The organism is Niveispirillum cyanobacteriorum, assembly GCF_002868735.1.
GTDB lineage: Bacteria > Pseudomonadota > Alphaproteobacteria > Azospirillales > Azospirillaceae > Niveispirillum > Niveispirillum cyanobacteriorum.
The window spans coordinates 2,391,826-2,417,829 of sequence record NZ_CP025611.1 but is presented as its reverse complement, the minus strand read 5'-3'; the positions used below and the strand labels follow the sequence as shown (position 1 = coordinate 2,417,829).

The 26,004-nt window shown below is 64.5% G+C and carries 23 protein-coding genes; 11 read left to right on the top strand and 12 right to left on the bottom strand.

The genetic code is table 11. The features are described from left to right. The first annotated feature begins 207 nt into the window (after positions 1-207). Complete coding sequence (locus tag C0V82_RS11180; RefSeq protein ID WP_158659867.1) at positions 208-519, top strand: hypothetical protein; 312 nt, start codon at positions 208-210, stop codon at positions 517-519. A 35-nt stretch (positions 520-554) separates the two neighbouring features. Then, positions 555-2,015, top strand: a complete 1,461-nt coding sequence (locus tag C0V82_RS27255) for a methyl-accepting chemotaxis protein (RefSeq protein ID WP_102112417.1) — start codon at positions 555-557, stop codon at positions 2,013-2,015. 185 nt (positions 2,016-2,200) lie between these two features. On the opposite strand, the gene C0V82_RS11170 is transcribed toward C0V82_RS27255, so the two are convergent. The 4 genes from C0V82_RS11170 to gcvA all read right to left on the bottom strand — a co-directional run bounded on the left by C0V82_RS11170 (position 2,201) and on the right by gcvA (position 8,645). Beyond that, positions 2,201-5,398 (bottom strand): error-prone DNA polymerase, encoded by a 3,198-nt coding sequence (locus tag C0V82_RS11170; protein WP_102112416.1) that lies wholly within the window; start codon positions 5,396-5,398, stop codon positions 2,201-2,203. Further along, positions 5,395-6,999, bottom strand: a complete 1,605-nt coding sequence (locus tag C0V82_RS11165; RefSeq protein WP_102112415.1) for a Y-family DNA polymerase — start codon at positions 6,997-6,999, stop codon at positions 5,395-5,397. Before C0V82_RS11165 ends, C0V82_RS11170 begins: the two co-directional genes overlap by 4 nt. After that, positions 6,932-7,678 (bottom strand): ImuA family protein, encoded by a 747-nt coding sequence (locus tag C0V82_RS11160; RefSeq protein WP_102112414.1) that lies wholly within the window; start codon positions 7,676-7,678, stop codon positions 6,932-6,934. The genes C0V82_RS11165 and C0V82_RS11160 overlap by 68 nt, the downstream gene beginning before the upstream one ends. A gap of 64 nt (positions 7,679-7,742) precedes the next feature. Further along, a complete protein-coding gene (gene gcvA / locus C0V82_RS11155; RefSeq protein WP_102112413.1) occupies positions 7,743-8,645 on the bottom strand; it encodes a transcriptional regulator GcvA in 903 nt (300 codons plus the stop codon). Between the two features lie 411 nt (positions 8,646-9,056). On the opposite strand from gcvA, the gene C0V82_RS11150 reads away from it, so the two are divergent. Continuing rightward, positions 9,057-9,812: a SapC family protein gene (locus tag C0V82_RS11150; RefSeq protein ID WP_158659866.1), complete on the top strand. Its 756-nt coding sequence runs from the start codon at positions 9,057-9,059 to the stop codon at positions 9,810-9,812. A gap of 212 nt (positions 9,813-10,024) precedes the next feature. Beyond that, a complete protein-coding gene (locus C0V82_RS11145) occupies positions 10,025-10,441 on the top strand; it encodes an HRDC domain-containing protein (protein ID WP_102112411.1) in 417 nt (138 codons plus the stop codon). Between the two features lie 70 nt (positions 10,442-10,511). Here the strand turns inward: C0V82_RS11145 and odhB are convergent, their stop codons facing one another. Next, positions 10,512-11,729, bottom strand: coding sequence for a 2-oxoglutarate dehydrogenase complex dihydrolipoyllysine-residue succinyltransferase (gene odhB / locus C0V82_RS11140; protein WP_102112410.1), 1,218 nt, complete (start codon positions 11,727-11,729; stop codon positions 10,512-10,514). A 55-nt stretch (positions 11,730-11,784) separates the two neighbouring features. After that, a complete protein-coding gene (locus C0V82_RS11135; protein WP_102112409.1) occupies positions 11,785-14,724 on the bottom strand; it encodes a 2-oxoglutarate dehydrogenase E1 component in 2,940 nt (979 codons plus the stop codon). Positions 14,725-14,969: 245 nt separating this feature from the next. Between C0V82_RS11135 and C0V82_RS11130 the strand changes: the two genes are divergently transcribed. The 4 genes from C0V82_RS11130 to C0V82_RS11115 all read left to right on the top strand — a co-directional run bounded on the left by C0V82_RS11130 (position 14,970) and on the right by C0V82_RS11115 (position 18,333). Further along, the gene (locus C0V82_RS11130; RefSeq protein WP_102112408.1) at positions 14,970-15,578 is read left to right on the top strand and encodes a TetR/AcrR family transcriptional regulator; all 609 of its coding nucleotides are present in this window, start codon (positions 14,970-14,972) and stop codon (positions 15,576-15,578) included. 95 nt (positions 15,579-15,673) lie between these two features. Then, positions 15,674-16,498 (top strand): hypothetical protein, encoded by an 825-nt coding sequence (locus tag C0V82_RS11125; RefSeq protein WP_102112407.1) that lies wholly within the window; start codon positions 15,674-15,676, stop codon positions 16,496-16,498. Next, complete coding sequence (locus C0V82_RS11120) at positions 16,495-17,763, top strand: hypothetical protein (RefSeq protein WP_245924067.1); 1,269 nt, start codon at positions 16,495-16,497, stop codon at positions 17,761-17,763. The genes C0V82_RS11125 and C0V82_RS11120 overlap by 4 nt, the downstream gene beginning before the upstream one ends. Further along, on the top strand, positions 17,764-18,333 hold the full coding sequence (locus C0V82_RS11115; protein WP_102112405.1) for a hypothetical protein: 570 nt from the start codon (positions 17,764-17,766) through the stop codon (positions 18,331-18,333). Here C0V82_RS11115 and C0V82_RS27250 read toward each other — a convergent pair. Further along, complete coding sequence (locus tag C0V82_RS27250) at positions 18,330-18,857, bottom strand: hypothetical protein (RefSeq protein ID WP_188595052.1); 528 nt, start codon at positions 18,855-18,857, stop codon at positions 18,330-18,332. The genes C0V82_RS11115 and C0V82_RS27250 overlap by 4 nt on opposite strands. Before the next feature lie 79 nt (positions 18,858-18,936). On the opposite strand from C0V82_RS27250, the gene C0V82_RS11105 reads away from it, so the two are divergent. Beyond that, positions 18,937-19,839, top strand: coding sequence for a peptidylprolyl isomerase (locus C0V82_RS11105; RefSeq protein ID WP_102112404.1), 903 nt, complete (start codon positions 18,937-18,939; stop codon positions 19,837-19,839). A 49-nt stretch (positions 19,840-19,888) separates the two neighbouring features. Here C0V82_RS11105 and C0V82_RS11100 read toward each other — a convergent pair whose 3' ends face one another. The 3 genes from C0V82_RS11100 to C0V82_RS11090 all read right to left on the bottom strand — a co-directional run bounded on the left by C0V82_RS11100 (position 19,889) and on the right by C0V82_RS11090 (position 22,175). Beyond that, on the bottom strand, positions 19,889-20,380 hold the full coding sequence (locus C0V82_RS11100; protein WP_158659865.1) for a DUF2059 domain-containing protein: 492 nt from the start codon (positions 20,378-20,380) through the stop codon (positions 19,889-19,891). Between the two features lie 138 nt (positions 20,381-20,518). Next, the gene (locus C0V82_RS11095) at positions 20,519-21,022 is read right to left on the bottom strand and encodes a DUF2059 domain-containing protein (protein ID WP_102112402.1); all 504 of its coding nucleotides are present in this window, start codon (positions 21,020-21,022) and stop codon (positions 20,519-20,521) included. Between the two features lie 52 nt (positions 21,023-21,074). Then, the gene (locus C0V82_RS11090) at positions 21,075-22,175 is read right to left on the bottom strand and encodes an ABC transporter substrate-binding protein (RefSeq protein ID WP_102112401.1); all 1,101 of its coding nucleotides are present in this window, start codon (positions 22,173-22,175) and stop codon (positions 21,075-21,077) included. A 190-nt stretch (positions 22,176-22,365) separates the two neighbouring features. Here C0V82_RS11090 and C0V82_RS11085 point away from each other — a divergent pair, with 190 nt between their 5' ends. Continuing rightward, entirely contained in the window at positions 22,366-23,502 is a 1,137-nt protein-coding gene (locus tag C0V82_RS11085) for an acyltransferase family protein (protein WP_102112400.1), read from the top strand. Positions 23,503-23,665: 163 nt separating this feature from the next. Next, on the top strand, positions 23,666-24,688 hold the full coding sequence (locus tag C0V82_RS11080; protein ID WP_102112399.1) for a hypothetical protein: 1,023 nt from the start codon (positions 23,666-23,668) through the stop codon (positions 24,686-24,688). Positions 24,689-24,757: 69 nt separating this feature from the next. Here C0V82_RS11080 and C0V82_RS11075 read toward each other — a convergent pair whose 3' ends face one another. Next, positions 24,758-25,417 (bottom strand): ChrR family anti-sigma-E factor, encoded by a 660-nt coding sequence (locus C0V82_RS11075; protein WP_102112398.1) that lies wholly within the window; start codon positions 25,415-25,417, stop codon positions 24,758-24,760. Further along, positions 25,414-26,001: a sigma-70 family RNA polymerase sigma factor gene (locus C0V82_RS11070; RefSeq protein ID WP_102112397.1), complete on the bottom strand. Its 588-nt coding sequence runs from the start codon at positions 25,999-26,001 to the stop codon at positions 25,414-25,416. The genes C0V82_RS11075 and C0V82_RS11070 overlap by 4 nt, the downstream gene beginning before the upstream one ends. Positions 26,002-26,004 lie beyond the last annotated feature (3 nt).

The following is a 26,004-nucleotide window of genomic DNA, read 5'->3' as shown; positions in this document are numbered from 1 at the left end:
AAACCCCGACGAATGGCCTATGTCCTTTTTGGAATAACACACACCCTTTGTTTTTGGGCGCCTGTAAATAAATTCCTCTTAGAAACAATATCGCTGATGTCGTTACCCTATGCGCAGGGTCAGCTGGACAAAGGTGAAAATCGCTCCATCTTCGGCCATGCTATGGCCATGAGCTGTTTCCAGGTTCCATTTCAGGTTTCCATACAAATGTTCCCCCGCCACATCATTCCGGTATCACTTGCCGCGATCCTTCTGCTGACCGCACCGCTTTTGGTGGCGGCCTCAGCCGTGCCGGCCAGTGGCCGCACCCTGGCCGTCCTGCTGCCGCCCTGGCAGGCGACGGATGCGCAGTTGGCCCGTTTGGCGGATACCGGCGTGACCTTGCGGGACGGCGGGCCACTGGCCGGCCTGGGGCCACAGGTCTGGCTGGTGCAGGTGCCCGACCAGGACAGTGCGGCGCGCCTGTCCCGCCTGCCGGCCCTGCTGCTGTCGGGCGCGCTGGTCAACTGCGGCGCCTGAGAAAAACCAACACGTAACAGGGAGTTCCCCACCCGATGTCCCCTATCGACCGTATCCGTTCTGCCGCATTGACCCTGTTCGTGGTCTTTCTCTGGGTGTGTGTGCCCCTGACGCTGGTCTCCCTGATCCGAGGCGAGGTGAGCTGGCTGATGCCGCTGGTCCTGTCGGCCTTGATCGCGGGCGTCGGTACCGGCGCCTATGTCACGCGTATGGCGCGCCCCGCTGTCGATTATCTGATCGCGGTGCTGGCCATCGGGCAGGTCTCGGTGGTGGTCGCGGCGTCCGCCGGGCCGTGGCAGATCGATGCACATTTCCTGTATTTCGCGGTCCTGGCCATGCTCACCGCCTTCTGTAACTGGCGCGTCATCCTGGTGGCGGCGGGGGTGACGGCGGTGCATCACCTGACCCTGTCCTTCCTGCTGCCGTCGCTGGTCTTCCCCGACGGTCAGGGTAGCCTGCTGCGCGTCATCCTGCATGCCATTGTCGTGGTGGTTGAAACGGGCGTGTTGCTCTGGCTGTCCTGGAACCTGGAGAGTTCTTTCCTCTATTCGGAAAGCGCCCGTACCAAGGCCGAAGAGGCCGTGGTGGAGACCGAACGGCTGCGTGAACAGCAGTTGCAGGCCGCCGAGACGCAGCGGTCCGAGCGCGTGGCCCTGCGCAAGGGGCTGGCCGACCGCTTCGTCGTCGACGTCGAAAGCATGACCCGTCGCCTGGACGCTGCCGTGCGCGGCCTGCGGGAAGAGGCGGACCTGCTGGGCCGGTCGGTGGCCAGCACGGGAGAGATGACGGGCGAGGCGCGGGCCGAGGCGGATGAAGCCACGGGCCACGCCGCCGCCGTCGCGGCGGCTGTGGAAGAAATGGCCGCCAGCATCGCGGAAGTGTCCCGCACCGCCAGTGGTGCCGCCGCCCAGGCGCGTGGCACGGCGCATGAGGTAGGGCGCGTGCGGGAGAAGGTGTCTGAACTGTCGGAAACTGCCGCCCGCATCGGCAGCGTGGTGCAGCTGATCGCCGACATTGCTGGGCAGACCAACCTGCTGGCCCTGAACGCCACCATTGAGGCGGCGCGCGCTGGTGAGGCTGGCAAGGGCTTTGCCGTGGTCGCGTCGGAGGTCAAGAGCCTGGCCACCCAGACCGGCCGTGCGACGGAGGATATCAGCCGTCAGGTGGCCGAGATCCAGGCCGCCACCCGCGCCGCTGTGGACGCCATTGCCAGCGTGGCCGATGCCGTGACGGCACTGGACAGCGGGGCCGGCGAAATCTCTGACGCGGTACAGCAGCAGGAAGCAACCGTGATGGAAATCAGCCGGTCCATCCAGACCGTCTCTACCCGCACGGCCTCCCTGGGCACCACCGTTTCCCGCATGGCCGACATGGCTGGCGGCATCGCCGATGCCGTGGCCAAGACCAACAGCACCGCCGAAGACGCCGAACGCCTGTCCGCCGACATGCATGACCGTCTTGAAGGCTTCATCCGCGACCTGCGCAACGCAGCTTGAGGGGCAGCAACGGTACTTAAATTTATAAATTGCCTCCCCGGCGAAGGCCGGGTCTCAGGGACCGCACCCCCAACGGCAACGCTTCTAGCAGGCGCAAGGGGAGAAGTCGGTGCTGTGGGCCCCTGGGTTCCGGCCTTCGCAGGGGGAGGGGGTGTTCTCAATTTCAGATGCTTCGCCAACAGCCCCTAATGAAAATTCCGCCCCTCGCCGAAGATATGGGCGGGGATGGCGTCGGGCAGGGCGGTATCGTTGGCGGGGCCGTCATTCAGCATGTGCAGATGCGCCGACAGATCGAACAGTTTTTCGGCCACGACATGGATGACATCGCCATCCCGCTGTAACCGCCCGCGCACCCCCATCAGGGCAGCGGTCATCAGGGTACGGCGGAACCGTTCCAGGACGGACGGCCAGACCACCAGATTGGCGATGCCCGTTTCATCCTCCAGCGTCACGAAGATGACGCCCGATGCCGTGCCGGGCCGTTGCCGCACCAGCACCAGGCCGGCGGTGCTGACGATGCTGCCCGCCTTGATATCGCCCAGCGCCTTGGTCGGCCCCATGCCCAGTCCCGTCATCGTGCCGCGCAGCAGGGCCAGCGGGTGGGCGCGCAGGCTCAACCCCTTGGTCCGGTAATCGGCCCAGACCTGTTCGCCCTGTGTCATCTGTGGCAGGTTCGCCTCCGGCTCGTCCCCCATATCGACGGGCGGGCGGTTATCGCCGATGCGGCGTGCCTGATCGGCAGCCTGGAATAGGGGCAGCGGTTTGCCGCCCAGCCGCTTCACCTCCCAGAGAGCCTGGCGCCGGTCCTGACCCAGGCTGGCAAAGACATCGGCATCAGCCAACCGGTCCAGAATGGCGACGGGCAGGCTGGTCCGCCGCCACAGGTCGCGGATCGTGTCATAGCCACCGCTGCGTTCGCGCGCGATGGTGATGGCTGCCTCCTCCCGCATGCCCTTGATCTGCCTAAATCCGAGGCGCAAGGCAGGGCCACCGCGCCCTTCCTCCAGCGTGCAATCCCATTCTGACCGGTTGATATCGACGGGTCGCACCTCTACCCGGTGTTCCACCGCATCGCGGATGATCTGGGCCGGCTGATAAAAGCCCATGGGCTGGCTGTTCAGCAGGGCGCAGGCGAAGATGGCCGGGTGGTGGCATTTCAGCCAGGAGGATTTATAGGCCAGCAGTGCGAAGCTGACGGCATGGCTTTCCGGGAACCCATAGCTGCCGAACCCCTGGATCTGCTTGAAACAGCGGGCGGCATAGTCGGGGTCGTAGCCGCGCCCGATCATGCCATCAATGAATTCCTGTTCGAACGCCCCCACCCCGCCCGTCTTCTTGAAGGTGGCCATGGCCCGGCGCAGTTGATCGGCGCGTCCGGGAGAGAAGCCGGCGGCGACAATGGCCATGCGCATGGCCTGTTCCTGGAACAGGGGTACGCCCAGCGTGCGCTTCAACACCTGTTCCAGTTCCGGTTTGGGGAACTCTACCTTCTCCTGCCCCCGGCGGCGGCGCAGATAGGGATGGACCATGTCGCCCTGGATGGGGCCGGGGCGCACGATCGCCACCTCGATCACCAGATCATAGAATTCGCGCGGGCGCAGGCGCGGCAGCATCGACATCTGCGCCCGGCTTTCGATCTGGAACACGCCGATCGTGTCGGCCCGGCAGATCATCTCATAGGTGTCGCGGTCATCATTGGGAATATCGGTCAGGCCCAGGGGGCGGCCCAGCCGCTGTCCCAGCATTTCCAGCCCGCGCCGCATGCAGGACAGCATGCCCAGCGCCAGAATGTCGATCTTCAGCAGGCCCAATGCATCGACATCATCCTTGTCCCATTCGACGACGGTGCGGTCCTCCATGGCCGCATTCTCGATGGGGACCAGTTCATCCAGGCGTGAGCGGGAAATGACGAAGCCGCCCACATGCTGTGACAGATGCCGGGGAAAGCCGCGCAAATCATAGGCCAGCTCCATACACAGGGCCAGGGTCGGGTCGGACGGGTCCAGCCCCGCCTCGCGCGCTGTGCCCTCATGTTCCACCCCATGCCGGTTCCAGCCCAGGCGCACCAGGGCGCCGACAACATCGTCGGATAGGCCCAGCACCTTGCCCACTTCCCGCAGGGCCATGCGCGAGCGGTAGCAGATGACGGTGGCCACCAGACCGGCATGGTCGCGGCCATATTTGGTGTAGATGTACTGCATCACCTCCTCGCGCCGCTCATGCTCGAAATCGACATCAATGTCTGGCGGCTCGTGCCGGTCCTCGGAGATGAAACGCTCGATCAGCAGTTCATGATCGGCAGGGTCGACGGCGGTGATGCCCAGGCAATAGCAGACGGCTGAATTGGCCGCCGATCCCCGCCCCTGGCACAGGATCTCACGCAACCGGGCGAAGCGGACAATGTCATGCACCGTCAGGAAGTAAGGTGCGTATTTCAGCCGGCCGATCAGGTCGAACTCGTACAGAAGCTGTTTGCGTACCTTTTCCGGTACGCCCTGCGGATAAAACCGTTTCGCCCCCTCCCAGGTCAGACGCTCCAGCTCCTCCTGTGGGGTGCGGCCATCCGGGATGGGATCAATGGGGTAATCGTAGCGCAGCTCATCCATGCTGAACGTACAGCGGTCGGCGATCAGGCGGCTATTGGCCAGGGCGTCGGGTCGGTCGGCGAACAGGGCGGCCATGCTGGCCGCTGGTTTGGGGTAATGGTCGGCATGGGGCGACAGGATGCGACCGGCATTGGCCAGGGTTCGGCCATGGCGGATGCAGGTCAGAATATCGAACAGGCGCTGCCGATCCGGGTGGTGATAGCGCACATCATGGGTGGCCAGCAGGCCTATGCCCTGCCGGTCGGCCAGTTCCCCCAGCCGCAGCAGGCGGGAACGATCATAGCCCTGGTAAAGCGGGGCGACGGCCAGATAAAGCCCCGCCGCCGCCAGGGCGCGGAACCGGTCCAGCTGTACCGACAGGTCGGACAGGCGGGCGGGCGTGGCCCGGCCATCGGGCGCCAACACAGCCAGTATCTGCCCCTCTGCCGCCCCCGCCAGATCGGCCAGGGCCAGGTGGCATTCGCCCTTGGCCCCGCGCCGTTTGCCCAAGGTCAGCAGCCGGGTCAGCCTTCCATAGGCGGCGCGGTCGGTGGGATAGCACAGGACCGGCGGTGCATCGGCCAGGGTCAGGCGGCACCCCACCACCAGTTGCATGCGATGCTGTTTGCAGGCCGTATGCATACGCACGGCTCCCGCCAGACTGTCATGATCGGTGATGGCGATGGCGGTGCGGCCCAAACAGGCGGCGGCCAGCACCAGCTCATGCGGGTGGGAACCCCCGCGCAGGAAGCTGAAATTGCTGGTCACCTGCAGGTCGACATAATCCCCCGGCGTCATGCGCACAGCCCGTGCAGATACCAGGCCCCCCGCTCATCCGCGGTCCGGAATAGCCAGAAACGCCGGCCATCGCTGAGTTGCGCGCGGTAATAATCCCGCGTCGGGCCTGTGCGTGCGCGCCACCAGTCGGGCCGGATACGCTCCGGCCCCTCCATCCAGTCGACGGACAGGTGCCGCCCCCGCCAGACCAGCCCCTGGCCCATCTGCACCGGTTCGGGCGGATGCAGCAGCAGCAGGGGGCGCGTCCCCTCCATCCGCCATGTCCGGGGGCGCGAAGGGGCGGGGCGCTGGGGCTGCGGTTTGGGCCAGGGTTTCGTCGAACCATCCGCCGCCGGGGTGGGGGGTGGCAAGGACGGGGTTGGCATGGCTCCGCCGTCTGGGGGGAGCAGTGCTTGCCCCATCTGCCCCTCCATCTCACCGGCCAGTTCCATTATCCGTTCCGGGCGGTGGGTGTTGCGCGGCACGGGGCGGCCCACCTGATCCTCCCCCAGCCTGTTGACCAGCCGATCCAGCAGGCCGGACAGGGCAAAGGCATCCCCGCCCCCCACGGCCAGCCCCGCCTGTTCCCCGGTAAACAGGTCCGTACCCGTCGCCGTCATCTCTATCATTTCGATACCGAAACCAGGATCAATCTGGTCAAACCGCTCCCGAAACAATTTTAGCAGTGATGGCGGATCGCGCAGGGGGCGGGCTGTGCCGATGGGCAGATCCTGGCTGCTGGCATCGGTGCGAAAACAGGTCAGGACCAGCCGCCGCGCCCCGCGCCCCGCCGCCTCCAGCCGGGCCGACAGGTCGCGCAGCAGGGACAGCACCGCCCCCTCGATGGCCTCACGCGTGGCGATGGGTTCGGCGAAGGCACGGCGTACCTGCCATTGCGGGGTGGCGGCCTGCGGGGCCACGGGATCGGCGGCGATGCCCAGCATGCGATCCAGGCGCCGCACCGGCCCCGTGCCATAGCGAGCGACCAGCCCGGCGCGCGGCTGCCGCTGCACATCACCGACCGACCGCAGGCCGACACGGGCCAGATCGGCCTGCAGGCCGGGGTCCAGGCGCAGGGAGACCAGAGGCAGGGCCAGCAGCGCCGGCCAAGCCCGTGTGCCTGTGGGCAGCCTGGGGCTGGCACCGGCAGGACGATGCCGGGCCCAGCCCCAGGCTGCCGCCGCTCCATCCGCCAGCCCCAGATGATGGGTCAGACCGGCGCGGGTCAATCGGCCCCCCAGATCGGCCAGCAGTTCGTCCTCCCCACCGCAGAGATGGGCACAGCCGGTAATGTCCAGGATCAGCCCGTCCGGCCCATCAGTGGCGGCCTGTGGCGTATAGCGCTGTGCCCAGAGCGCCAGCCGGGCAAGGGCGGCCTGATCGGCGGAGGGGTCCGCTTGCATGGCGGTCAGAGGTGGACACAGGGCGCGGGCATCGGCTAGCAGCATGCCGGGCCGAAGGCCATCGGCACTGGCCAGCGCGTCCACGGCATGCAGACGGATCCCGCCCTGTCCCGCCAGCGTCAGGGCCAGCGGGCCGGACAGGGGAGCCACCTTATTCCGCCGCCGCCACTGGTCCGTTGGCCAGCGGCTGAGCCAGACGGAGACGAAACGCCGTGTCATCCCAGATAACCTCCCACGGTCCCGACCCCGTTCCCACCCCGCCACCGCGTGCCCTCAGCAGCGATACCTGCCAGCGCGGTCTTCCTCCTTCTTCCTGCGGCGGACCATCGCGCATGGAGGTGACCCGCCAGCGCGTCAGGGCGACGGAGGGCGGGGGCCTGGCCAGGGGCGGCAGGATCAGCAGGCCCAAAGCATCCCCATCCTCCGCCGCCAGTTGCAGACGGCGCAGCGCCACCGCGCCGGGCAGCACCCCGTCTCCAACAACGGCGGCCAGGGCAGAGCATCGCAACGCCTCCTCCAGCACCCAGAGCGCGTCATCCAGACTATCGGGCCGCACCAGGATCAGACGAGAGGCATCCAGACCCAGGGCCGCCAGACCCGGCCCATAGGGCATGTCGGCGTGGCCCAGCGGATCACCCTTGTCCCGGTGTCGGCACCACAGGATAGGGCCGGGCGGCAGACCCGACAGGATGGAGGCCACAAATCCAAGTGCCCCCGCATCGGCAGGGGCCGGCAGAAATTCATGGCAACCACCCCGCACCAGCCCGCCACCGGCCAGGGCTGCATCCAGACAGGACAGGCCCAGCGACAGGGCCGTCCGCCCTTTGGGCGGGCGCACCCGGTCCATGATGGACAGCCGTTCCCGCAGGGCGGCGATGGTGGGGATAGGGTCGGTCATGGGGTTATTGTTCTTGTTTTGTTCTGTTTGGCAAGTGCTGAATCCGAAGTGCTTAGTTTGTTGGTCAGTCTCCTCGCTGCTGCTGAAAGGCCTGCATGGTTGCTGTCACCCATTCCACAAAGGCCTTCACGGGCGGGCGGCGGAAATGCGGGGCGGGGGCGACCAGATGATAGGCGTCATAGATGGCCGTTTGCGGATAGGGGCGCACCAGCCGGCCCGCCGCCACATCATCGGCGGCCAGGATCGTGTCGCCCAAGGCCAGACCCTGCCCCGCCAGGGCCGAATCGATGGCATTGCCGGCATCATAGAAGCGGGTGCCGCGCAGAGGCGCGGTCACCGCCACGCCCGCCGCCCGGAACCAGCAATGCCACGGCATGTCCATCTCCTCCAGCAGCAGGTCACCCTCCAGCAGGCGGGCCGGATCGGTGGGCAGGCGTGCGGCCAGTTGCGGGGCACAGACGGGGAAATTGACGACCACGGACAGAAGCTGGGCCTGCAACCCCGGCCAGGGGCCGCTGCCATAGCGGATGCCCAGATCGGCCCCGCCCTTGCGGAAATCGGCGGCGACGCGGGTGGCATCCACCACGACCTCCACCTCTGGATGGCGGGCGCGGAAATCGCCCAGGCGCGGGATCAACCAGCGTTGGGCAAAGGACGGCTCCACCGACAGGATCAGGCGCGACCGCCCGGCCACGGGTGGGGCCGCACGCAACAGCCCCGTCGCCCCCTCAATCAGATCGAAGGCGGCCACAGCGGCATCCCGATAGGCACGGCCCGCATCGGTCAGCATCAGGCCGCGATTATGGCGGGTGAACAGGGTACAGCCCAGCCATGCCTCCAGATCCTTGATCTGCCGCGACAGGGCTGGATGGGCCACGTTCAGTTCTTCTGCCGCCCGGCTCAGGCTTTCATGGCGGGCCGCCGCCTCAAAGGCGCGCAACTGGGTCAGGGGTGGCAGGCGGCGCATCGTGATCTTCGCATGTCAGTCGTTTACGGCGGCGACCGCCGCCGCGCGGCACGTGCCGCGAGAGCCAAGCCGCCGGATGGCGGCGCCCGGCGTTTGAGGGAACTCGTGTAACTAAAAATTACAGCGACTGTATTTGATTGATATTCGACGTCAAGCGGAGCTTCCGCGATGATGGCGCCAACGAGATTTCATTCCATCCTCAAGGATCATCGCCATGTTGCGCCGCACCTTCACCCCCGGACCGGCCAGTTGGCCCTTCGCCACGCTGTTCAGCCTTCTTTCCTGCCGTTTTTCGCCTGTTTTCCCCTGCCAGCGGCATTGACAGGGGGGGTGGTTTGCGGCAGTTGAAAGGCACCCCAGTGCCGGGCGGACGGCCGCCCAATGCCTGACAGATTGCCGGGACCGATCAAGATGACCGACGTCGCCAACGCCGACGCCCCCCAGATGCCGCTGCTGTACAAGAACCCCGTTGCCGTGAGCGCACAGCATCACGCCGACGTGAAGGTGAAGCGCAACCGCACTTTCCGCTATTGCGCCAATATCCATGCCGTTCCGGTGCTGGCCGAAGAGATGCCGCAGCTGCAGAACCATTATCCGCTGGTGTTCGGGCCCGGCCCTTCGGCCGGCGTGATGGCGCTGTTGGGCCTGCGCGCGGGCGAGAACCTGTTCATCCGCGAGGATGGCACCTGGGCCTTCAATTCGCAGATCCCCGCCTATATCGGCCGCTATCCGTTCATCCTGGTTGAGATGCCGGAAGACAAGCGCCTGGTCCTGATCATGGAAGAGGATGAGGAAATCCTGGTCCGTGGTGAGGGTTCCGAGGGTGACCTGCCGCTGTTCAAGGACGGCAAGGGCACGAAGGAAGGCGAAGACATCCTGAATTACTGCGTGGCCTTCAACCAGTCGGCCCGCCAGACGCAGCTGTTCTGCGAAGAGGTGGAGAAGCTGGGCCTGCTGGTCGATCAGCGTGCTGAGGTGGTGACACCGGAAGGCAAGCAGCTGTCGCTCTCCGGTTTCCGCGTCATCGATGAACAGAAGTTCAACGAGCTGCCGGATGAGACCTTCCTGGAATGGCGCAAGCGCAACTGGATCGGTCTGGTCTATGCGCATTTCGTGTCGCTGGGCCGCTGGCAGAACCTGATCGACCGCCTGCCCAAGGGCGTCTGATCCCCTTTGCCAAGGGATTGAGTATGAAAGCCCCGGCGGTGCAAACCGCCGGGGCTTTTCTATGCTGCTGACCCGGTTTCCTGTCCGTCAATGACCGAAAACCCATACGGAAGAAAGATGCGGGGCCTGTGGGGCCGGGCTATACTGCCGCCATCGACGCTTCCGGCGCTGGCCGGGGCAACAGGTCCGGGTCAACAGCGGCGGTGGCCACAATGAATCTTGAACTTCGCACCTTCTCCATCCGCGATGCCGCCGCCGAAGAGGATGAGCAGCGGATTGCCAGCTTCCTGCGGACGGTGGAGGTGGAGCGGATCGACACGGCCTATGCCGATGCCGGCTGGCGCGTCCTGGTCCATTACCGCGACCTGCGCCGTCGCGAAGAGCAGGCCCAGATCGAATCGGCCATCCAGGCTGCCCTCAATGGCTGGCGCGGCGATGTCGCCCGGTCGCAGGGCATCAGCCGCGATGAGGTTTTGAGCAACAACCTGCTGGCCGAGGTGGCGCGTTTCGCCCCCACGACAGAGGTGGAGCTGTCCGTCATTGCCTCCAGCCTGGGCGAAAGCAGCCATAAGCACGGGGCCGCCATCGTCGCCGTCGTCCGCCAGACGATGGAAGAGCTGACGGGTTGAGTTTGGCGTAGCGCACAACAAAAAAGGCCGCCCAATCGGGCGGCCTTTTCTGTTAGGACCGAAGATCCGATCAGACATCCAGCAGGATGCGTTCCGGATTCTCGATGCATTCCTTGACGCGCACCAGGAAGGTCACGGCCTCGCGACCATCGATGATGCGGTGGTCGTAGGACAGGGCCAGATACATCATCGGGCGCACTTCGACCTTGCCATTCACGACCACGGCGCGGTCCATGGTCTTGTGCATGCCCAGGATGCCCGACTGCGGCGTGTTCAGGATCGGGGTCGACATCAGCGAGCCATAGACACCACCGTTGGAGATGGTGAAGGTGCCGCCCGACAGGTCTTCCATCGACAGCTTGCCGTCGCGAGCCTTCTTGCCCAGTTCGCCGATGGTCTTTTCCACGCCGGCGAAGGACAGCTTGTCGGCGTCGCGGACCACCGGAACCACCAGACCCTGCGGCGTGCCGACGGCGACACCGATGTCGTAATAGTTCTTGTAGACCAGATCGGTGCCGTCGATCTCGGCGTTCACCGCCGGCAGTTCCTTCAGGGCGACCAGGCAGGCCTTCACGAAGAAGGACATGAAGCCCAGCTTCACGCCATGCTTCTTCTCGAACGCGTCCTTCAGCTGGTTGCGCATGGCGATCACGTTCGTCATGTCCACCTCGTTGAAGGTGGTCAGCATGGCGGCCGTGTTCTGCGCTTCCTTCAGACGCTCGGCGATGCGCTGACGCAGGCGGGTCATGCGCACCCGCTCCTCGCGGTCAGCCTTGGCGCGCGGACCCGACGGGGCGGGGGCGGCCTTGGGCGCCGGGGCCGGGGCGGGAACGGCGGCCTTCGGGGTGTCGATGGCGGCCAGGACATCGCCCTTGGTCACGCGGCCATCCTTGCCGGTGCCGGCAATAGCGCCGGTATCGATGCCGTTATCGGCGGCGATTTTGGCAGCGGCCGGCATGACCGGGGCCGACTGCACGGCAGCCGGGGTCGGGGCGGCAGCAGCCACGGCGGGGGCCGGGGCAGCGGCGGCAGGTGCCGGTGCTGCACCAGACCCGGCACCGATCACGCCCAGCAGGGCACCGACGGCGACATTTGCGCCCTCAGCAGCCACGATCTCGGCCAGCGTACCGGCGGCCTGAGCATTGACCTCCAGGGTGACCTTGTCGGTTTCCAGTTCCACCAGCGGATCATCAACATTGATGGCGTCGCCGACCTTCTTCAGCCAGCGGGCAACCGTCGCTTCCGTGACCGATTCGCCCAGCGTGGGCACCTTGATTTCCGTCGCCATGTTCTGTGGCCTTCGTGTTTGGATGGTCTTTGTCGAGGATGGGGAAGCCGGCGGATCAGACCGTCAGCGCTTCGTCCAGAAGCTTTGCCTGCTCCTGGTTGTGGCGCTTCAGCATGCCGGTGGCGGGGGCGGCCGAATCCGGACGACCCGCATAGATCGGACGGCCCGCCTTGTGGCCGATGCTGGTCAGCACCTTCTCGATACGGCGGTCAACGAACAGCCAGCCACCCTGATTCTCCGATTCCTCCTGACACCAGACGATATCGGCATTCGGGTACTTGGCCAGTTCCAAAGCCAGCGCATCGCCGGGGAACGGATAAAGCTGTTCCAGGCGGACGATGGCAATGTCCTTGATGCCCCGGTTCTCCCGCTCCTGATACAGGTCATAATAGACCTTGCCGGAGCAGATGACGACGCGGCGGATCTTGTCATTGGCGACCAGATCGACACCGGTTTCATAAAGAACGCGGTGGAAGGTCTGGTCGGCGGAGAACATGTCCAGCGGCGAGACGCACAGCTTGTGACGCAGCAGCGACTTCGGCGACATGACGATCAGCGGCTTGCGGAAGTCGCGACGGATCTGACGGCGCAGGGCGTGGAAATAGTTGGCCGGCGTCGTGATGTTGCAGACCTGCCAGTTATCCTCGGCCGAACCCTGCAGGAACCGCTCCAGACGGGCAGAGCTGTGCTCCGGACCCTGGCCTTCCATGCCGTGCGGCAGCAGCATGACCAGACCGGACATGCGCAGCCACTTCGATTCGGCAGAGCTGATGAACTGGTCGATAATGACCTGCGCACCATTCACGAAATCGCCAAACTGCGCTTCCCAGATGGTCAGCGCATGGGGCTCGGTCAGCGAGAACCCATACTCGAAGCCCAGGACGGCGGCTTCCGACAGTGGGCTGTCATGGACTTCGAAGCTGGCCTGGCTGCCCGGACGGACATGGTTCAGGGGCACGAACTTGTTCTCGTTCACCTGATCGACCAGCACGCAATGGCGGTGCGAGAAGGTGCCGCGACCGACATCCTGACCCGACAGACGGACCGGGTTGCCTTCGATCAGCAGGGTGCCGAAAGCCAGCGCCTCTGCGGTGGCCCAATCGATGCCCTCGCCAGACAGGATGGCTTCCTGCTTGGCCTTCAACTGACGCGCGACCTTGGAATTGACATTGAAGTCATCCGGCGTCTTGCACAGCGCCAGACCCACTTCCTTCAGCACATCCAGGCCAACGGCGGTGGTGCCACGGGCAACATCGGCGGGCGCCGGGGTCAGGCCCGACCACTTGCCCTCCAGCCAGTCGGCCTTGTTGGGCTTGTAGGAGGTGGCGGCCTGGAATTCCTGCTCCATCTGGGCATTGAATTCGGCGACATAGCCCTCGCCCTCGGCCTGGGTGATCACGCCTTCATTCACCAGCTGCTGCGCATAGAGCGCGCGGGTGGTGGTCTGCTTGGCGATGGTCTTGTACATCAGCGGCTGGGTGAATGCCGGCTCGTCGCCTTCATTATGGCCCTGGCGGCGATAGCAGACGATATCGACCACGACATCCTTCAGGAACTTCTGACGGAATTCGATGGCGATGCGGCTGACATGAATGACGGCTTCGGGATCGTCGCCATTGACGTGGAAGATCGGGGCCTGGATCGACTTGGCGACTTCCGTCGGGTACGGGCCGGAACGGCTGTACTGCGGGGCGGTGGTGAAACCGATCTGGTTGTTGATGATGAAGTGGATGATGCCGCCGGTACGGTACCCCTTCAGTTCCGACAGAAGCAGCGTTTCCGGCACCAGACCCTGGCCGGCAAAGGCCGCGTCGCCATGCAGCAGCACGCCCAGTACGTTGGAACGGCTTTCGTCCGACGGCGGCACCTGACCGGAGATCTGGCACTGCTTGGCGCGCACGCGGCCACAGACGACCGGGTTCACGACTTCCAGATGCGACGGGTTGGGCGACAGGGACAGGTGGATGGTGTTGCCATCAAAGTCACGGTCGCTGGAGGTACCCATATGGTACTTCACGTCGCCGGAGCCCTGCACGTCCTCGGGGTTGGCCGGATTGCCCTGGAATTCGCTGAAGATGGCCTTGAAAGGCTTGCCCATGACATTGGCCAGCACGTTCAGGCGACCGCGATGGGCCATGCCCAGCACGATCTCCTTCAGGCCCATCTGGCCACCGCGCTTCATCACCTGCTCGATGGCCGGAACCAGCACTTCGCCGCCTTCCAGGCCGAAACGCTTGGTGCCCGTCCACTTCACCTGACAGAAGCGCTCAAACCCTTCCGCAGCCGTCAGGCGCTGCAGGATGGCCTTCTTGCCATTGACCGTGAAGTCGGTCTGGTTGCGGATACCCTCGATGCGCTCCTGGATCCAGGCCTTCTGCTCCGGGTCCTGGATATGCATGAACTCCACGCCGATGGAGCCGCAATAGGTGCGCTGCACCGCGTCCACGATCTGGCGCAGGGTGGCGGTTTCCATCCCCAGCACATTGTTGATGAAGATCGGGCGGTCCAGATCGGCCTCGGTGAAGCCGTAATGGCGGTAATCCAGTTCCGCATGCTCGGCCCGCTTGTCCATGCCCAGCGGGTCCAGCTTGGCCAGCAAATGGCCACGCACGCGGTAGTTCCGGATCAGCATCAGGGCGCGCAGGCTGTCCAGCTGGGCAGCGCGCACCTGTTCGGCGGTGAAGCCCTGTACCACGGGCGCCGCAGCGGCCGGGGTCGGGGCGGCCTTGTCACCCTTGCCGGGCTTTGCCGGGGGCGGGGCATCCGGGTCGGCGGCCCCAATCACCTTGGCGGTGGCTTTCGCCCATGACGCGCCGTTCAGTTCGGCCAGGATGGCGTGACCATCATCGCCCATTTCGGCGAAGAAGGACTGCCAGCTGGCATCGACCGAATTCGGGTCCTGCCGGTAACGGGCGTAAAGTTCCGCGATGAAGGTGCCGTTGGCGCCGAAGAGGAAGGACAGGCGCTCGCTCGGGGCTTGATCGTAGGGGGCCATTTGGGGTTCCGGTCGGAAAGGCCGCGACGTTGGATCGCCGGGGCCGGGTGCAAAGGCTTGATAATCCGCGACGGTTTTACGTCAGTGCATCGGTGTCATCAACATGCAGGTCTGCCGTGGCAGCCTTTTGCCGTGAGCACGGGTAGCATGACCATCCAGACAAAGGTCGATTGAAAACAGACCATTCGTGCTAAAGATAGTGTGAGCGCGTGTCAAATCCAGGGAAAGTCAGGGAAATTTCGCCCATGAGCCGTCAGCCCCGTGCCGAACTCGCCAAAGCCGTCCTGCATGAGGCGCGCAAGCTGGTCGCCGATCATGGGCTCTCCGCCCTGACCGCACGCACCCTGGCACAGGCCGTAGGTTGCTCGGTTGGCACATTGTACAACCTCTATCCCAATCTGGACACGGTCCGCCTGCACCTGAATGCCGAGTTGCTGGACCGTTTGCAGGTGGTGATGGCGGCGGCGGACGAGGCGGTGGCCGCGGACGCAGCGGTTGAGACGCGGCTGCTGGCGCTCGCCAAGGCCTATCTCAGCTTCGCCCGCTCCAACCTGAATCTGTTCCAGACCCTGATCGACAATCGCCCGCCGGTCCTGACCGAACCGCTGCCCGACTGGCTGCTGGAGCGCATCGTACGCCTGCGCCGGGGGATCGAGATGGCGGTGGCCCCCCTGATCCCCAATGCCAGTCCCGACCGGCTGGAACGCGCCGCCGCCACTACCTGGGCCGCCGTGAACGGCCTGGTGGAAGGGATCGTGTCCGGCAACCTGGCCCCGGTCAGCAGTGCCGATCCGGAAGTGATGATGGCCGAACTGGTGGAAACGCTGGCCGCAGGGCTGCGCGTACGGGGCTGATGCCGCGGCCGTGTGGTGGCGGCCACAATTCCGGCCATCTTGGGTGCCATTGTCCGATGGTTGCCCCATGGTCCCCGCCGGATCAGGAACCGCCTATGACCATCGCCTATGCCCCCCTGCTGGCCGTTGGCCTGCTGGTACTGTCCCTGCCCGCCCTGGCACAACCGGATGCGCAGACCAATGCGCAGACGACCATCCGGGAGGAACAGGTGGTACAGGTCGATGGTAGGGCAGAAGTCTGGCGCCTGTCCTGGATCGGCCCCGTCAAACCTTTCTGCGGTCCGGATGCGGGCGACGATGCCATCACCGTGCCCTGCAGCGGCTTTGCCTATGGCGAACAGGGGCAGTTGATCCTATCGCGGACGCTGCCGGGTGGTCAGTTGGATGATCGGCTGGACCTGTCCCCCCTGTTCGCCGGTAGTGATCTGACCGACCACGAAGGCAATTCGGTGCTGCCCCGCTGGCCCATCCTCGAAGAAGATACGAAACGGCTGGTCGAAGACGATGCCACGCTGGCGGGGGAAATCCGGGCCCGCCCGCCCGTGCCGGTCATCAAGCCTGTCGACTACAACCGCGACGGCAAGGCCCAGGAATTCCTGATCCAGACGGATGTGCAGCCGGGCGGCAAGCGCTTCTACGTGGCCGTGGGCGTGAACCGGACCACGGGCAGGCTGGACTGGCTGCGCTCTGTCGCCCGCCCCGACCGTCCCCTGGTCCTGAACTGGGCCGCGTGGCAGGCGCTGGCCAAGGGAGCGCAGAATATTGATGTGGTACGCTGGGATTGCGGCGATCATGGCAGCGAGGTTTTGGAAACCTATCGCCTGTCGGGTAAGGCCGGGCGCGTTGATGTCCGTCTGCGCACCTTCGCCTGTGCCGATGCGGGTGGAATCGGCGACCTACAGCAGGAGGAACCCTATTGAGTCTGGCCCACCCAATGGCGGCAGCCCTGCTGCTTGCCCTTTCCCTGGTTCCGCCGGCCCTGGCGGCCAACACCTCCCCCGATCCGGCCGCTCTGCTGGAAAGCCGGCTGTGCGGGTCGTTGACGGTGGCCATCGACTCGGTGCCTGGTAAGGGTCCGGCTTTCTTGCGCAGTTTCGACCACCCCTCCGGTGCCGGGGCGCCGGCGGAGGATGCGCTGAAGAATGCCGCCTTCACCTATGACAACGCGCTGGCCGCCATCGCCCTGGTCGCCTGTGGCCGGGCCGGCAAGGCAAGGCGGATTGGTGATGCGCTGCTGTCGGCGGTCGATAGCGACCGGGCGGGGCCGCAGGGCCGGTTACGCACCACCTATCGCGCCGGGCCGCAACAGGAGTTTCCCATCCCGCCCAATGGCTGGTGGAACCAGAAGGCACAGCGCTGGGAGGAGGATGCCTATCAGGTCGGCACCGCCACCGGTAATGTCGCCTGGGCGGGGCTGGCGCTGCTGACGCTCGCCGATGCGCTGAATGAACCGAAATACCGGGCGGGTGCGGCCAAACTGGGCGCCTGGGTTCTGGCCCATACGCGCGATGCCAGGGGGCCGGGCGGCTTCACGGGCGGCGTACATGGCGACGGGGCGGGGACACAGGCCCTGACCTGGAAGTCCGTTGAGCATAATACCGACCTTGTTGCCCTGTTCGGCTGGCTGGAGCGCGCGGGCGTGCCCGGTGGTGACTGGGCGGCGGGCAAGGCGGCGGCTTTGAGCTTCCTGAATGCGCTCTGGCGGGCCGACGCGGGTTATTTCCCCACGGGCACCCTGCCTGATGGCGTGACCGTCAATGACGGTAATTCCGGCCTTGATGCCTTGCTCTGGCCCCTGCTGCTGCCCGAGTCGCCACGCGACTGGGACCGGGCGCTGGACCGGGCAGACACGCTGCATGGGGTGACCGGCGGCTATGATTTCAATGGTGACCGTGATGGCGTCTGGGTGGAGGGCACGGCGCAGGCGGCCCTGTCCTGGGCGTCCGTTGGGGATCGGGAGCGGGCGGAAAAACTGCTGGCCAGCCTAATCGGTGACATCAGCCCCGGTGGTTACCTGTGGGCCACGCGCGGGGACAAGGTGTCCACCGGTTTTGCCATCGGACCCGACAGCAAGAACGCCGATTTCTTCTATTACCGGCAGCCGCATCTGGGGGCCACGTCCTGGGCCGTGCTGGCGGCCAAGGGCTGGAACCCGTTTACGGGGAAAATGATCAAGGCACCCTGAATGGATGCAGTTACACCTGAGAGTTTTGCTGCTCTCGTTAAGCACTATTTTCAGTTTTTGATTGATGCTGGTTTTGAAGAGACCGGTTGCCAGAGGTTCAGTGTCAGCTTTTGCAAAGCCGAGGTCACGGTTTTCATTTTCCGTGAAACACGATCATATGAAATTGACGCGGTCATCGCGTTGCCGGGTGGCCAATTCGGGATTGAGGATGTCATCCGACACAACGGCCCCCCAAACGGTGAACCCTATCGAGCTTATGCTGCATTAACGGAGCCAGCGATAGCCAATGGTCTGGAAAGATTGGCTAAATTGCTGAAAACGCATGGTGCCCCGGCCCTGGAGGGTGACAAGCTATGCTTTGACAGGATGGCGCAACTCCGTGATGAAGCATCAGCAGCATATGCGCTGAATGCACTGCTCTCCCATGTACGGCCCAAGGCCGAGATTGCATTTAAGGTTCGTGATTACGCCAAGGCAGCAAAGCTTTACCGCCAGATCCGGCAGCATCTGAGCCCAGCAGAAGTGAAGAAGCTGGCCTATGCCGAGGCACATCTGGGAACGATGACCTAGGCAGTGCTGGCAGCCACGGGCTGGAACCCGTTCAACAGCAAAGCCGTCGAACCGTAATCGGATTTGCAAAAGAGGCGTTTTCTGGCATGGCACCGACAGATCAGCGTCCGATCAAACTGCGGATCATCATCGAACAGCCGGTTGTCGGCGTGCGGTACAGCCTGCAGGCTAAAGATGACCAGCCTTTGGACCCGAAAAGCTTGCAAACCGGCTAACCATTGGCCTTCGACTTCGCCATCCGCGTGGCACCCGGCCCCAAATTTTTCGGCGATCAGGTGCGACGGGAGGGGCCGGAGCGGCGATTCGTCTATGTCCGGATTGGCCAGATGGCCGGTGATCCCGCCTCCCCCTGGTCGCGGCGCATGAAGATCGACATCCACGATATCGACCCGGACCTGCTGGATCGCGCCGCCCGCCATGGTGGGGTGATTGAAACGACAATCATCGGGACAGGTGCCGACGGTACGCCCGCCTGCGCCACCCTTCGTCCAATAGGACGACGCCTCGCCGAATGCTGACTGCAAGCCAGAGCATCACCTTGAGGGGGGCTTCGACTTCTGGGATGCTGCTGCCATCGGCAATTCAATCCAAGAAGAAGCCCCCATGCGCCTGACCCTGCTTGCCACCGCCGCCCTTCTGGCCCTGTCCCTGACTGCTACTGCCCAGGAGGCGCCCAAGCGGGCGACCCCGGCAGAGGTGCTGGCGGCGTCACCCGCCAGTGACTGGCGGGCACCGGTGCCGGAGAACACGTTCTACATGGACCTGCCCGGCGGGCGCGTGGTCATCGAACTGGCCCCTGCCTTTGCCCCGGTGCATGTGGAGAACATGCGTAAGCTGGCGCGGGAGAACTGGTACGAGGGGACGTTCATCGTCCGTGTGCAGGACAACTACGTCACCCAATGGGGCATGCCGGACGAAACGCCCAAGCCGATGAAGACGGCCCTGGACAAGCTGGCGCCCGAATTCACCGTCAAGGACGGGGCCAAGACCTTGCCCTTTGCCAAGCTGCCCGACCCGGACGCCTATGCGCCGGAGGTCGGCATTTCCGACATATTCCCCGCTGCGCGTGATCCCAAGACGGGGGAAGCCTGGATGACCCATTGCTATGGTATCGTGGGTGTCGGGCGCGGCATGCCGCTGGACAGCGGCAGCGGGGCGGAACTTTACACGGTCATCGGCCATTCCCCGCGCCCGCTGGACAAGGTCATCACCCTGGTGGGCCGTGTCCTGAAGGGCATGGAGCTGCTGACGGCCCTGCCGCGTGGCACGGGCACGCTGGGCTTCTATGAGAAGGTCGAACAGCGCGTGCCCATCACCGCCGTGCGTCTGGCCGCCGATGTACCGGAAGCGGAGCGGGAAAAGATCGAGGTCCTGTCCGGCCAGAGCGAGACCTACACCAAATGGCGCGATGCCCGCCGCTTCCGCCAGGACGATTTCTTCATCCGCGCGTCGGGCCATATCGATGTCTGTAACGCCATGCCGCCGGTCCGCGCGGTAAAGGGCTGAACGGGGTGGCCCAACACATGCCCCTGTCGGCAGGGGCGTGTGTTGGGGATCATAATTGCTGGGGTGCTTTCAGGCCCCGCTTCTTCAGCGCTTCAACGAATTTACCGGTGGCACGCTGGGCAACAGCCTGACCCCAGGCCTGACCCACAGCCATGGATTGCTGGGTCAGGGTCGGCAGGCTGTTCAGCATCTTGATGCCAACGGGTGTCTTGTAGAAATCGATGACTGCATCCATTTCTGCGACAGTGAAATTGGTGGCGTAGATGCCGGCTATGGCCTCCATGAATTCCGGTGCTGATGCCCTGACTTCGGGCAGGAAATATTCCTCCAGCATCTCTTTCACTTCTGCTTCATGGCCGGGATTGAGTTTGTTCACCATCTGACCGATCTGGCCGACCATGGCCGTGGTGATCTGATCACTTAGCTTGGCCATGCCCGTTATGGCGATCAATTCCCTGGCTTTACCCACGCGTGCGTCATACTCCGCCTTGTCAGGTGCCGCCCAGGCCGGTGCGCACAACAGCGACAGCGCCAGTGACAAGGCAACAAGCAGGGAACGAACGACCATTGCAACCTCGATCGGAACGGTTTGACACTCCCGTCAGCCTATCCAATGTCTATCCAAACTGCCAGCATCGGCTGTCTATATCATAAGAGTATCGCGTACTGATTTCGTGTCTCACAACCGCTTCGGCAGCGACAGGCCGCGTTCGCGGGCGGCCTTGGCGAAACTATCCCAGGCCTTGTCGGACACACCCTCTGCCCAGGCCTGACCCAGGGCCATGCTCTGCTGGATGATTGTGGGCGACATCGTCACCAGCTTGCGGCCTACGGGCGACTTGTAGAACCCGATCATCTGATCCAGCTCCGCCGCCGTGAAATGGGCTGCGTACAGGCCCGTGATACCGCGTGACAGTTCCGGCAGGGCGGCCCGCGCCTTGGGCAGGAAATGATCGCGCACCAGGGCCGTCACCTCCGCCTCCCGCCCTGGATTTTCATGGGCCAACAGTTCCTCGGCTTGGCGTGTGACACTGACCAGGGTCTGGTCGGCAAGACCGGCGGCACCGGCCAGTTCCATCAGGGTACGGGCCTTCTCGATCCGGGCCCCATCATCCCCCTTGGCGATGGCATGGGCGGGCAGCAGCAGGGACATCAGCAGCGGGGCAAGCAGCAGGATACGCACGGCACGGCACCTTTGGCGGCGGAACTCTCACGCCAAGCCTACCCGCCCCGCATCAAACCGTCAGCACCGATCCAACGTGCAGGTCATAGCGTCCCTGGTGCTGGCGCAGACGGTTGAAATCGATCCGGGTCCAGCCATCCTTACCGAAACGGGCCAGATAGGGGCCGACCTGATCACGGGTCAGCGGCGCCAGGGCCAGATACTGCTCCGTCCCGCCAGCGTTTGCGAAATCCAGCCCCTCTGCATGGTCGCGCAGCCAGGCCAGGGCCCAGGCCCCCAGCAGGAAATGACCGCCCATGGACAGCACCATCCGTCCCGCCGCCACTTCGCGCAGGGCATCCTCCTGCCAGTTCAGGCCGATGATGGACAGGTCCTGTCCCGGTGTGCGGCCAATCGTGATGGCGGCATCCATGGCGCCCAGGGCCATATCGTCATTGGCGCACCAGATGCCCTGGGTCTGCGGTTGCCGGCGCAGTAGCGACAGGGTGCGGTCGCGGGCCTCCTCCCGGCTCCAGTTGACGGCAACCTGATCTAGAAGCCGTGCATCACCATCCGCCGCCAGAACCCGGTGCAGGCCATCCAGCCGTTCCTGTGCCGCCGGTGTCGCGGCGATACCGCCCAGCGCCAGCAGGGGCACCGGGCCGGTCCTGCCCGCCCGGCGCCGGCAATCGGCCACAAGCGCCTCTGCCATGGCGGCCCCGGCCCGGGCATTATCGGCCAGCAGGCTGCCCAGGAACAGGGGGCTGCGTTCACGCGGTCGGCCCAGCAGGGCGACATCGTCCGCCGTCAGTCCGCTGAACGCCAGAAGGACGGGCACACCCGCCGCCTGTGCCGCCGCCATCAAGGGAGCTGCGGTCCGGTGTTCATTGACGATGATCATGTAATCCGGCTGCTGCGCCAGAATCTCATGCCCCAGTGACAGCATGCGCTGGCGGTCCCGCTCCGCGTAACCGGTCAGCAAGGTAATCTGGAACTGTTTCGCCGCTTCCTGCATGGCAAGGTCGGACATCTGCCAGAACCGGTCACTGGCCCGGCCTGGATTAACAAACCCCACACGTAGATGACGCCCCCCGTGATGCGCACGCACCGGTAGCGCCAGCCCGGAGAGGACGGCGGCGGCCAGCAGCAGGCGGCGTGACGGGTGAATGGTCACGGAACTCACACCTTCAGCGTTGGGATGCAGGACAGGAGCGGATTATAACCTATCTGGTGCCATTGCACACAGGGGAATGTCATTCGGGATGAACCAGTCCCGCCACATACGAAGTCATGTTGCAGGGGTGACACCCCTGCATCCCTAATGTCCGGGACGGGAGAATCCCGCAGCGTTCTGGGGGAAACAGATGGATATGCGTGCGGACCGGCGGTTCGACCGACCGGAGCTTGATGTTCTGCGCTTCCTGGCCTTCATCGGCGTTTTTGGTTTTCATTACATCGATTACGCGCCATTCGACCGTGATGCGCATCCGGTGTTCATGGCCTTCTGCACCATCGGTGCCTTTGGCGTCTCGATCTTTTTCCTGCTGTCGGCCTATCTGATCACCGAGCTTCTATATCGGGAGCGGGCGGCGATGGGGCGTATCGATGTAAAGCGGTTCTTCATTCGCCGTATCCTGCGCATCTGGCCACTTTACTTCACCATGCTGTTCGGCTTGCTGGCGCTGGGCCAGGTAGTGCCGAAGGTGGCGCCGGACAATTTGCTGGCTGTGCTGTCCTTCATCACCTTCACCGGCAATTGGTACGTTATGGACCAGGGCTGGATTGCCGGCTCTTTCGACCCGCTTTGGAGCATTTCGGTGGAGGAGCAGTTTTATCTGCTGATCCCCTTCGCCATTGCGTCGCTGCTGCCGGGGCGGATCATTGCCATCTGTCTGGGCGTCATCGCCGTCTCCTATGCCACCATCTGGCATTACGCCACGCATCCGGTGACGGGCGATAATGGCATGTGGACCAACAGCCTTGTGCAGTTTCAGTTCTTTGCCGCTGGCACCTTGCTGTCCATCGTCCTGCGCGGTCGGGCACCGGCCTGGGGCATGGCACTGCGCCTTGTCGTCTTTGCCGCCGGCCTGGGCTGTTGGTTCTGGGCGTTGTTCGGTTTCGGGGTGAAAAGCTGGGACGCCCATCCAACGCCGGTGGGGGCCCTGATCGGTTGGGGGCTGGTGCTGCTGGGGGCCGTCCTTTGTTTCCTGGCGCTGCTGGGCATGGATCGGCGCTGGGCGCCCCGCTGGCTGACCTATTGGGGCAAGGTCTCTTACGGACTCTACCTGTTCCACTCCCTGGTTCTTTACCTCACCTTCGGCCTGCTGCTGGGCTGGTTCGGCGGGCCGCAATTTCTGCCGCGCGATCCGGGTGGGCCGGCCTTATGGCTGGGTACGGTTCTGTCCCTGCTGGCCCTTTTCGGTCTGGCACATCTGTCTTACCGCTGGCTGGAAATGCCGTTTCTACGGTTGAAGGACCGTTACGCCTTGGTGGGAAGATAGGATAGGGCAACCCGGCAAAAAGCGCCGGGTTCCTTGCAGGGGGCAAGGGGATATTGCGGAATGCAAGGCATCGCCTTTTCCCAACCCCTTGGAATCATTGAAACGCGTCGAACTGGCCCAGAGATTGCTTCGTTCCCGCCGTCACCAACCGACGGGGTCCATCATGGACGGCGGCACGCATCTTCACCTTCTTCCTTCCCAGGACAGCCAGACGGAGGCCGAGGGCAGTTTTGCCCAGCTATACCGTCAGGCGCATGGCAAGGCGGGCCTGTCGCGGCTGGGTGTGGGGGCGATCCTGGACTGGCTTACCCGCCGGGGTGGGGATGCGCAGGGCATTGATACGCTGCTGGAAGATGGGCTGCCGCTGACGTCGGACAATCGCGACCGGGTGAAGGGCAATCTTTTCCTCTCATACCTGTTCCATGATCTGCGCGACAAGCTGCGCACCCATATGGAGGCGGCGCGGGATGCCGGCGACGGCCCCTTTGCCCCCCTGCCCAACGGCCTGACCCAGCAGCAGAAACTGAACTGGCTGCGCGCCCAGGCCTGTATCAGTCTTAATCTGGTGCTGGATGAATGGGCCGCCGACCTGGCGGGCAAGCCGGCACCCGCTTGCCCCTTCGCCCGCATGGCCCGTTTCGCGCAAGGTTTCTTCAAGGGTTCTGCCCTTTATGCCCGCGCCGACCATGACATGGTCTCCATCTCCAAGACCGGTAGCAATACCGCCCTGCATATGTGCTTCAGCCTGGTGGAGGCGTCGCTGCATCTGGGCCTGGACATGGCGGTACCGGCCTGGCGCGATGCCATGTGGCGCAGCCGCAAGGAACTGAAGACGCTCGCCGCCGGCAGCCTGGGCATGATCGTCACCTTCCTGCACACCTCCAAGCTGGAGCCGGAGGGCGAAAGTGCCGTGAACCCGACCACGGGTGAGGCCTGCGCCTTTAAGGTGGAGCATGCGGCCGATGGTGTGCGCCTGCGCCTGGATGCCCGGTCCATCACGCCGTTCAGCACGGGTAATGATCGGATCTATACCGGCTGCCCCGCCTTTCATGTCTCTGGCATGATCGAGATGTATCTGGATTGGGTGCTGGATCTGGCCATCCATCATGGCCTGCACCAGCCTGAACGCCCCGTCATCGACCGCCCCTGGCCGCAGCGCTGGCACCATGGGATGGCGGCGGAGTAACTATGACGCCCAACGAAAAAGGGGGGATGCGGTGACGCATCCCCCCTTTTTCGTTCAGCACAATCGTGATCAGGCCCGCATCAGCGGGTTCAGCCAGCGCAGGAACCGGCCCGTCAGGCGCAGGGGGGCATCGGTGAAAGCGATGCAGATGCAGTCGCCATCATCATCGGCAACAGGCCGGTGATCGACGCTGGGATCGGTCGCTGCGAAATCGCCGCGCAGATAATGGCCGGTATCGTCGGAAAAGCCGCCAGCCAGCACCAGGGTGAATTCATCGCCGCGATGGGTATGCTGCGGCATGCCCATGCCGGACCGGATCCGCATCATCCGCACAGATCCACCCGCACATTTCACATCGGCTTCATGCAGGCCAGGGATCGTGCGGCGCCAGCGGATACGGTCGATATCGCCGCCAATATAGGATCGCAGCGGTTCCGGCAGCACAGGTGTCGGCCCGACCGGGGCCTTGCGCCGACGCGGTGCCTCTGCTGGCGGCGGGCCGTCCAGACGGGACAGAACATCGGACAGAAGAGCGTCGCTAACCGCTGTACCTGCATCCGCCGACAGCAGAGCGCCGCCAATCGCCTCCATCCCGGCCACTTCTGACCGGCAATGCGGACATAGGGCCAAGTGCGTGGCAATGACCAGGGATGGCGCCTCCGCCAGGGTACCAGCGGCATAGGCCAGCAGCAGGTCGCTGTCGGGATGGTGATGTGGGGTGTGGGTCATACCGTTTCCCCTTCCAGGCTGCCGGCCATCAACTTGCGCAAACGGGCCACCGCCAGACGCAGCCGTGACTTCACGGTGCCCAGGGGCAGTTGCCGTTCAGCGGCGATGGCGCTGTGCGCCTTATCCTCGAAATAGGCCATCCTTAACAAATCCGCCTGTTCGGGTGGCAACTCCCGGATTGCCCGGTGAAGCTCTGCCGCCCTTTCTTCCACCAGCATCGTTTCCATCGATCCATCCGCCTCATCCGGCACCAGGGCCGGGTCGTTCGGGTCGATGGTTGGTCGCCTGTCGCGTCGCAGCCGGTCGATACGCCGGTTGCGGGCAATAGCGAAAATCCAGGTGCTGACCGCTGCCTGCGCCGGGTCGAAACTTTCGGCCCGGTGCCAGACCGTGACCATCACGTCCTGGATCGTTTCCTCCGCCGCCCCTGCCTCCATCCCTGCACGCAACAGGAACGATTTCAGCCGGGGGGCAAAATGCTGGAACAAAGCGACGAATGCCTGCCGGTCTCGCTGACGCGCGACGCGCGACATTAGATCGTTCAGCCGGTCAATCTCGGCCTGGTCGGTCTTTTGCGCGGTCATGTC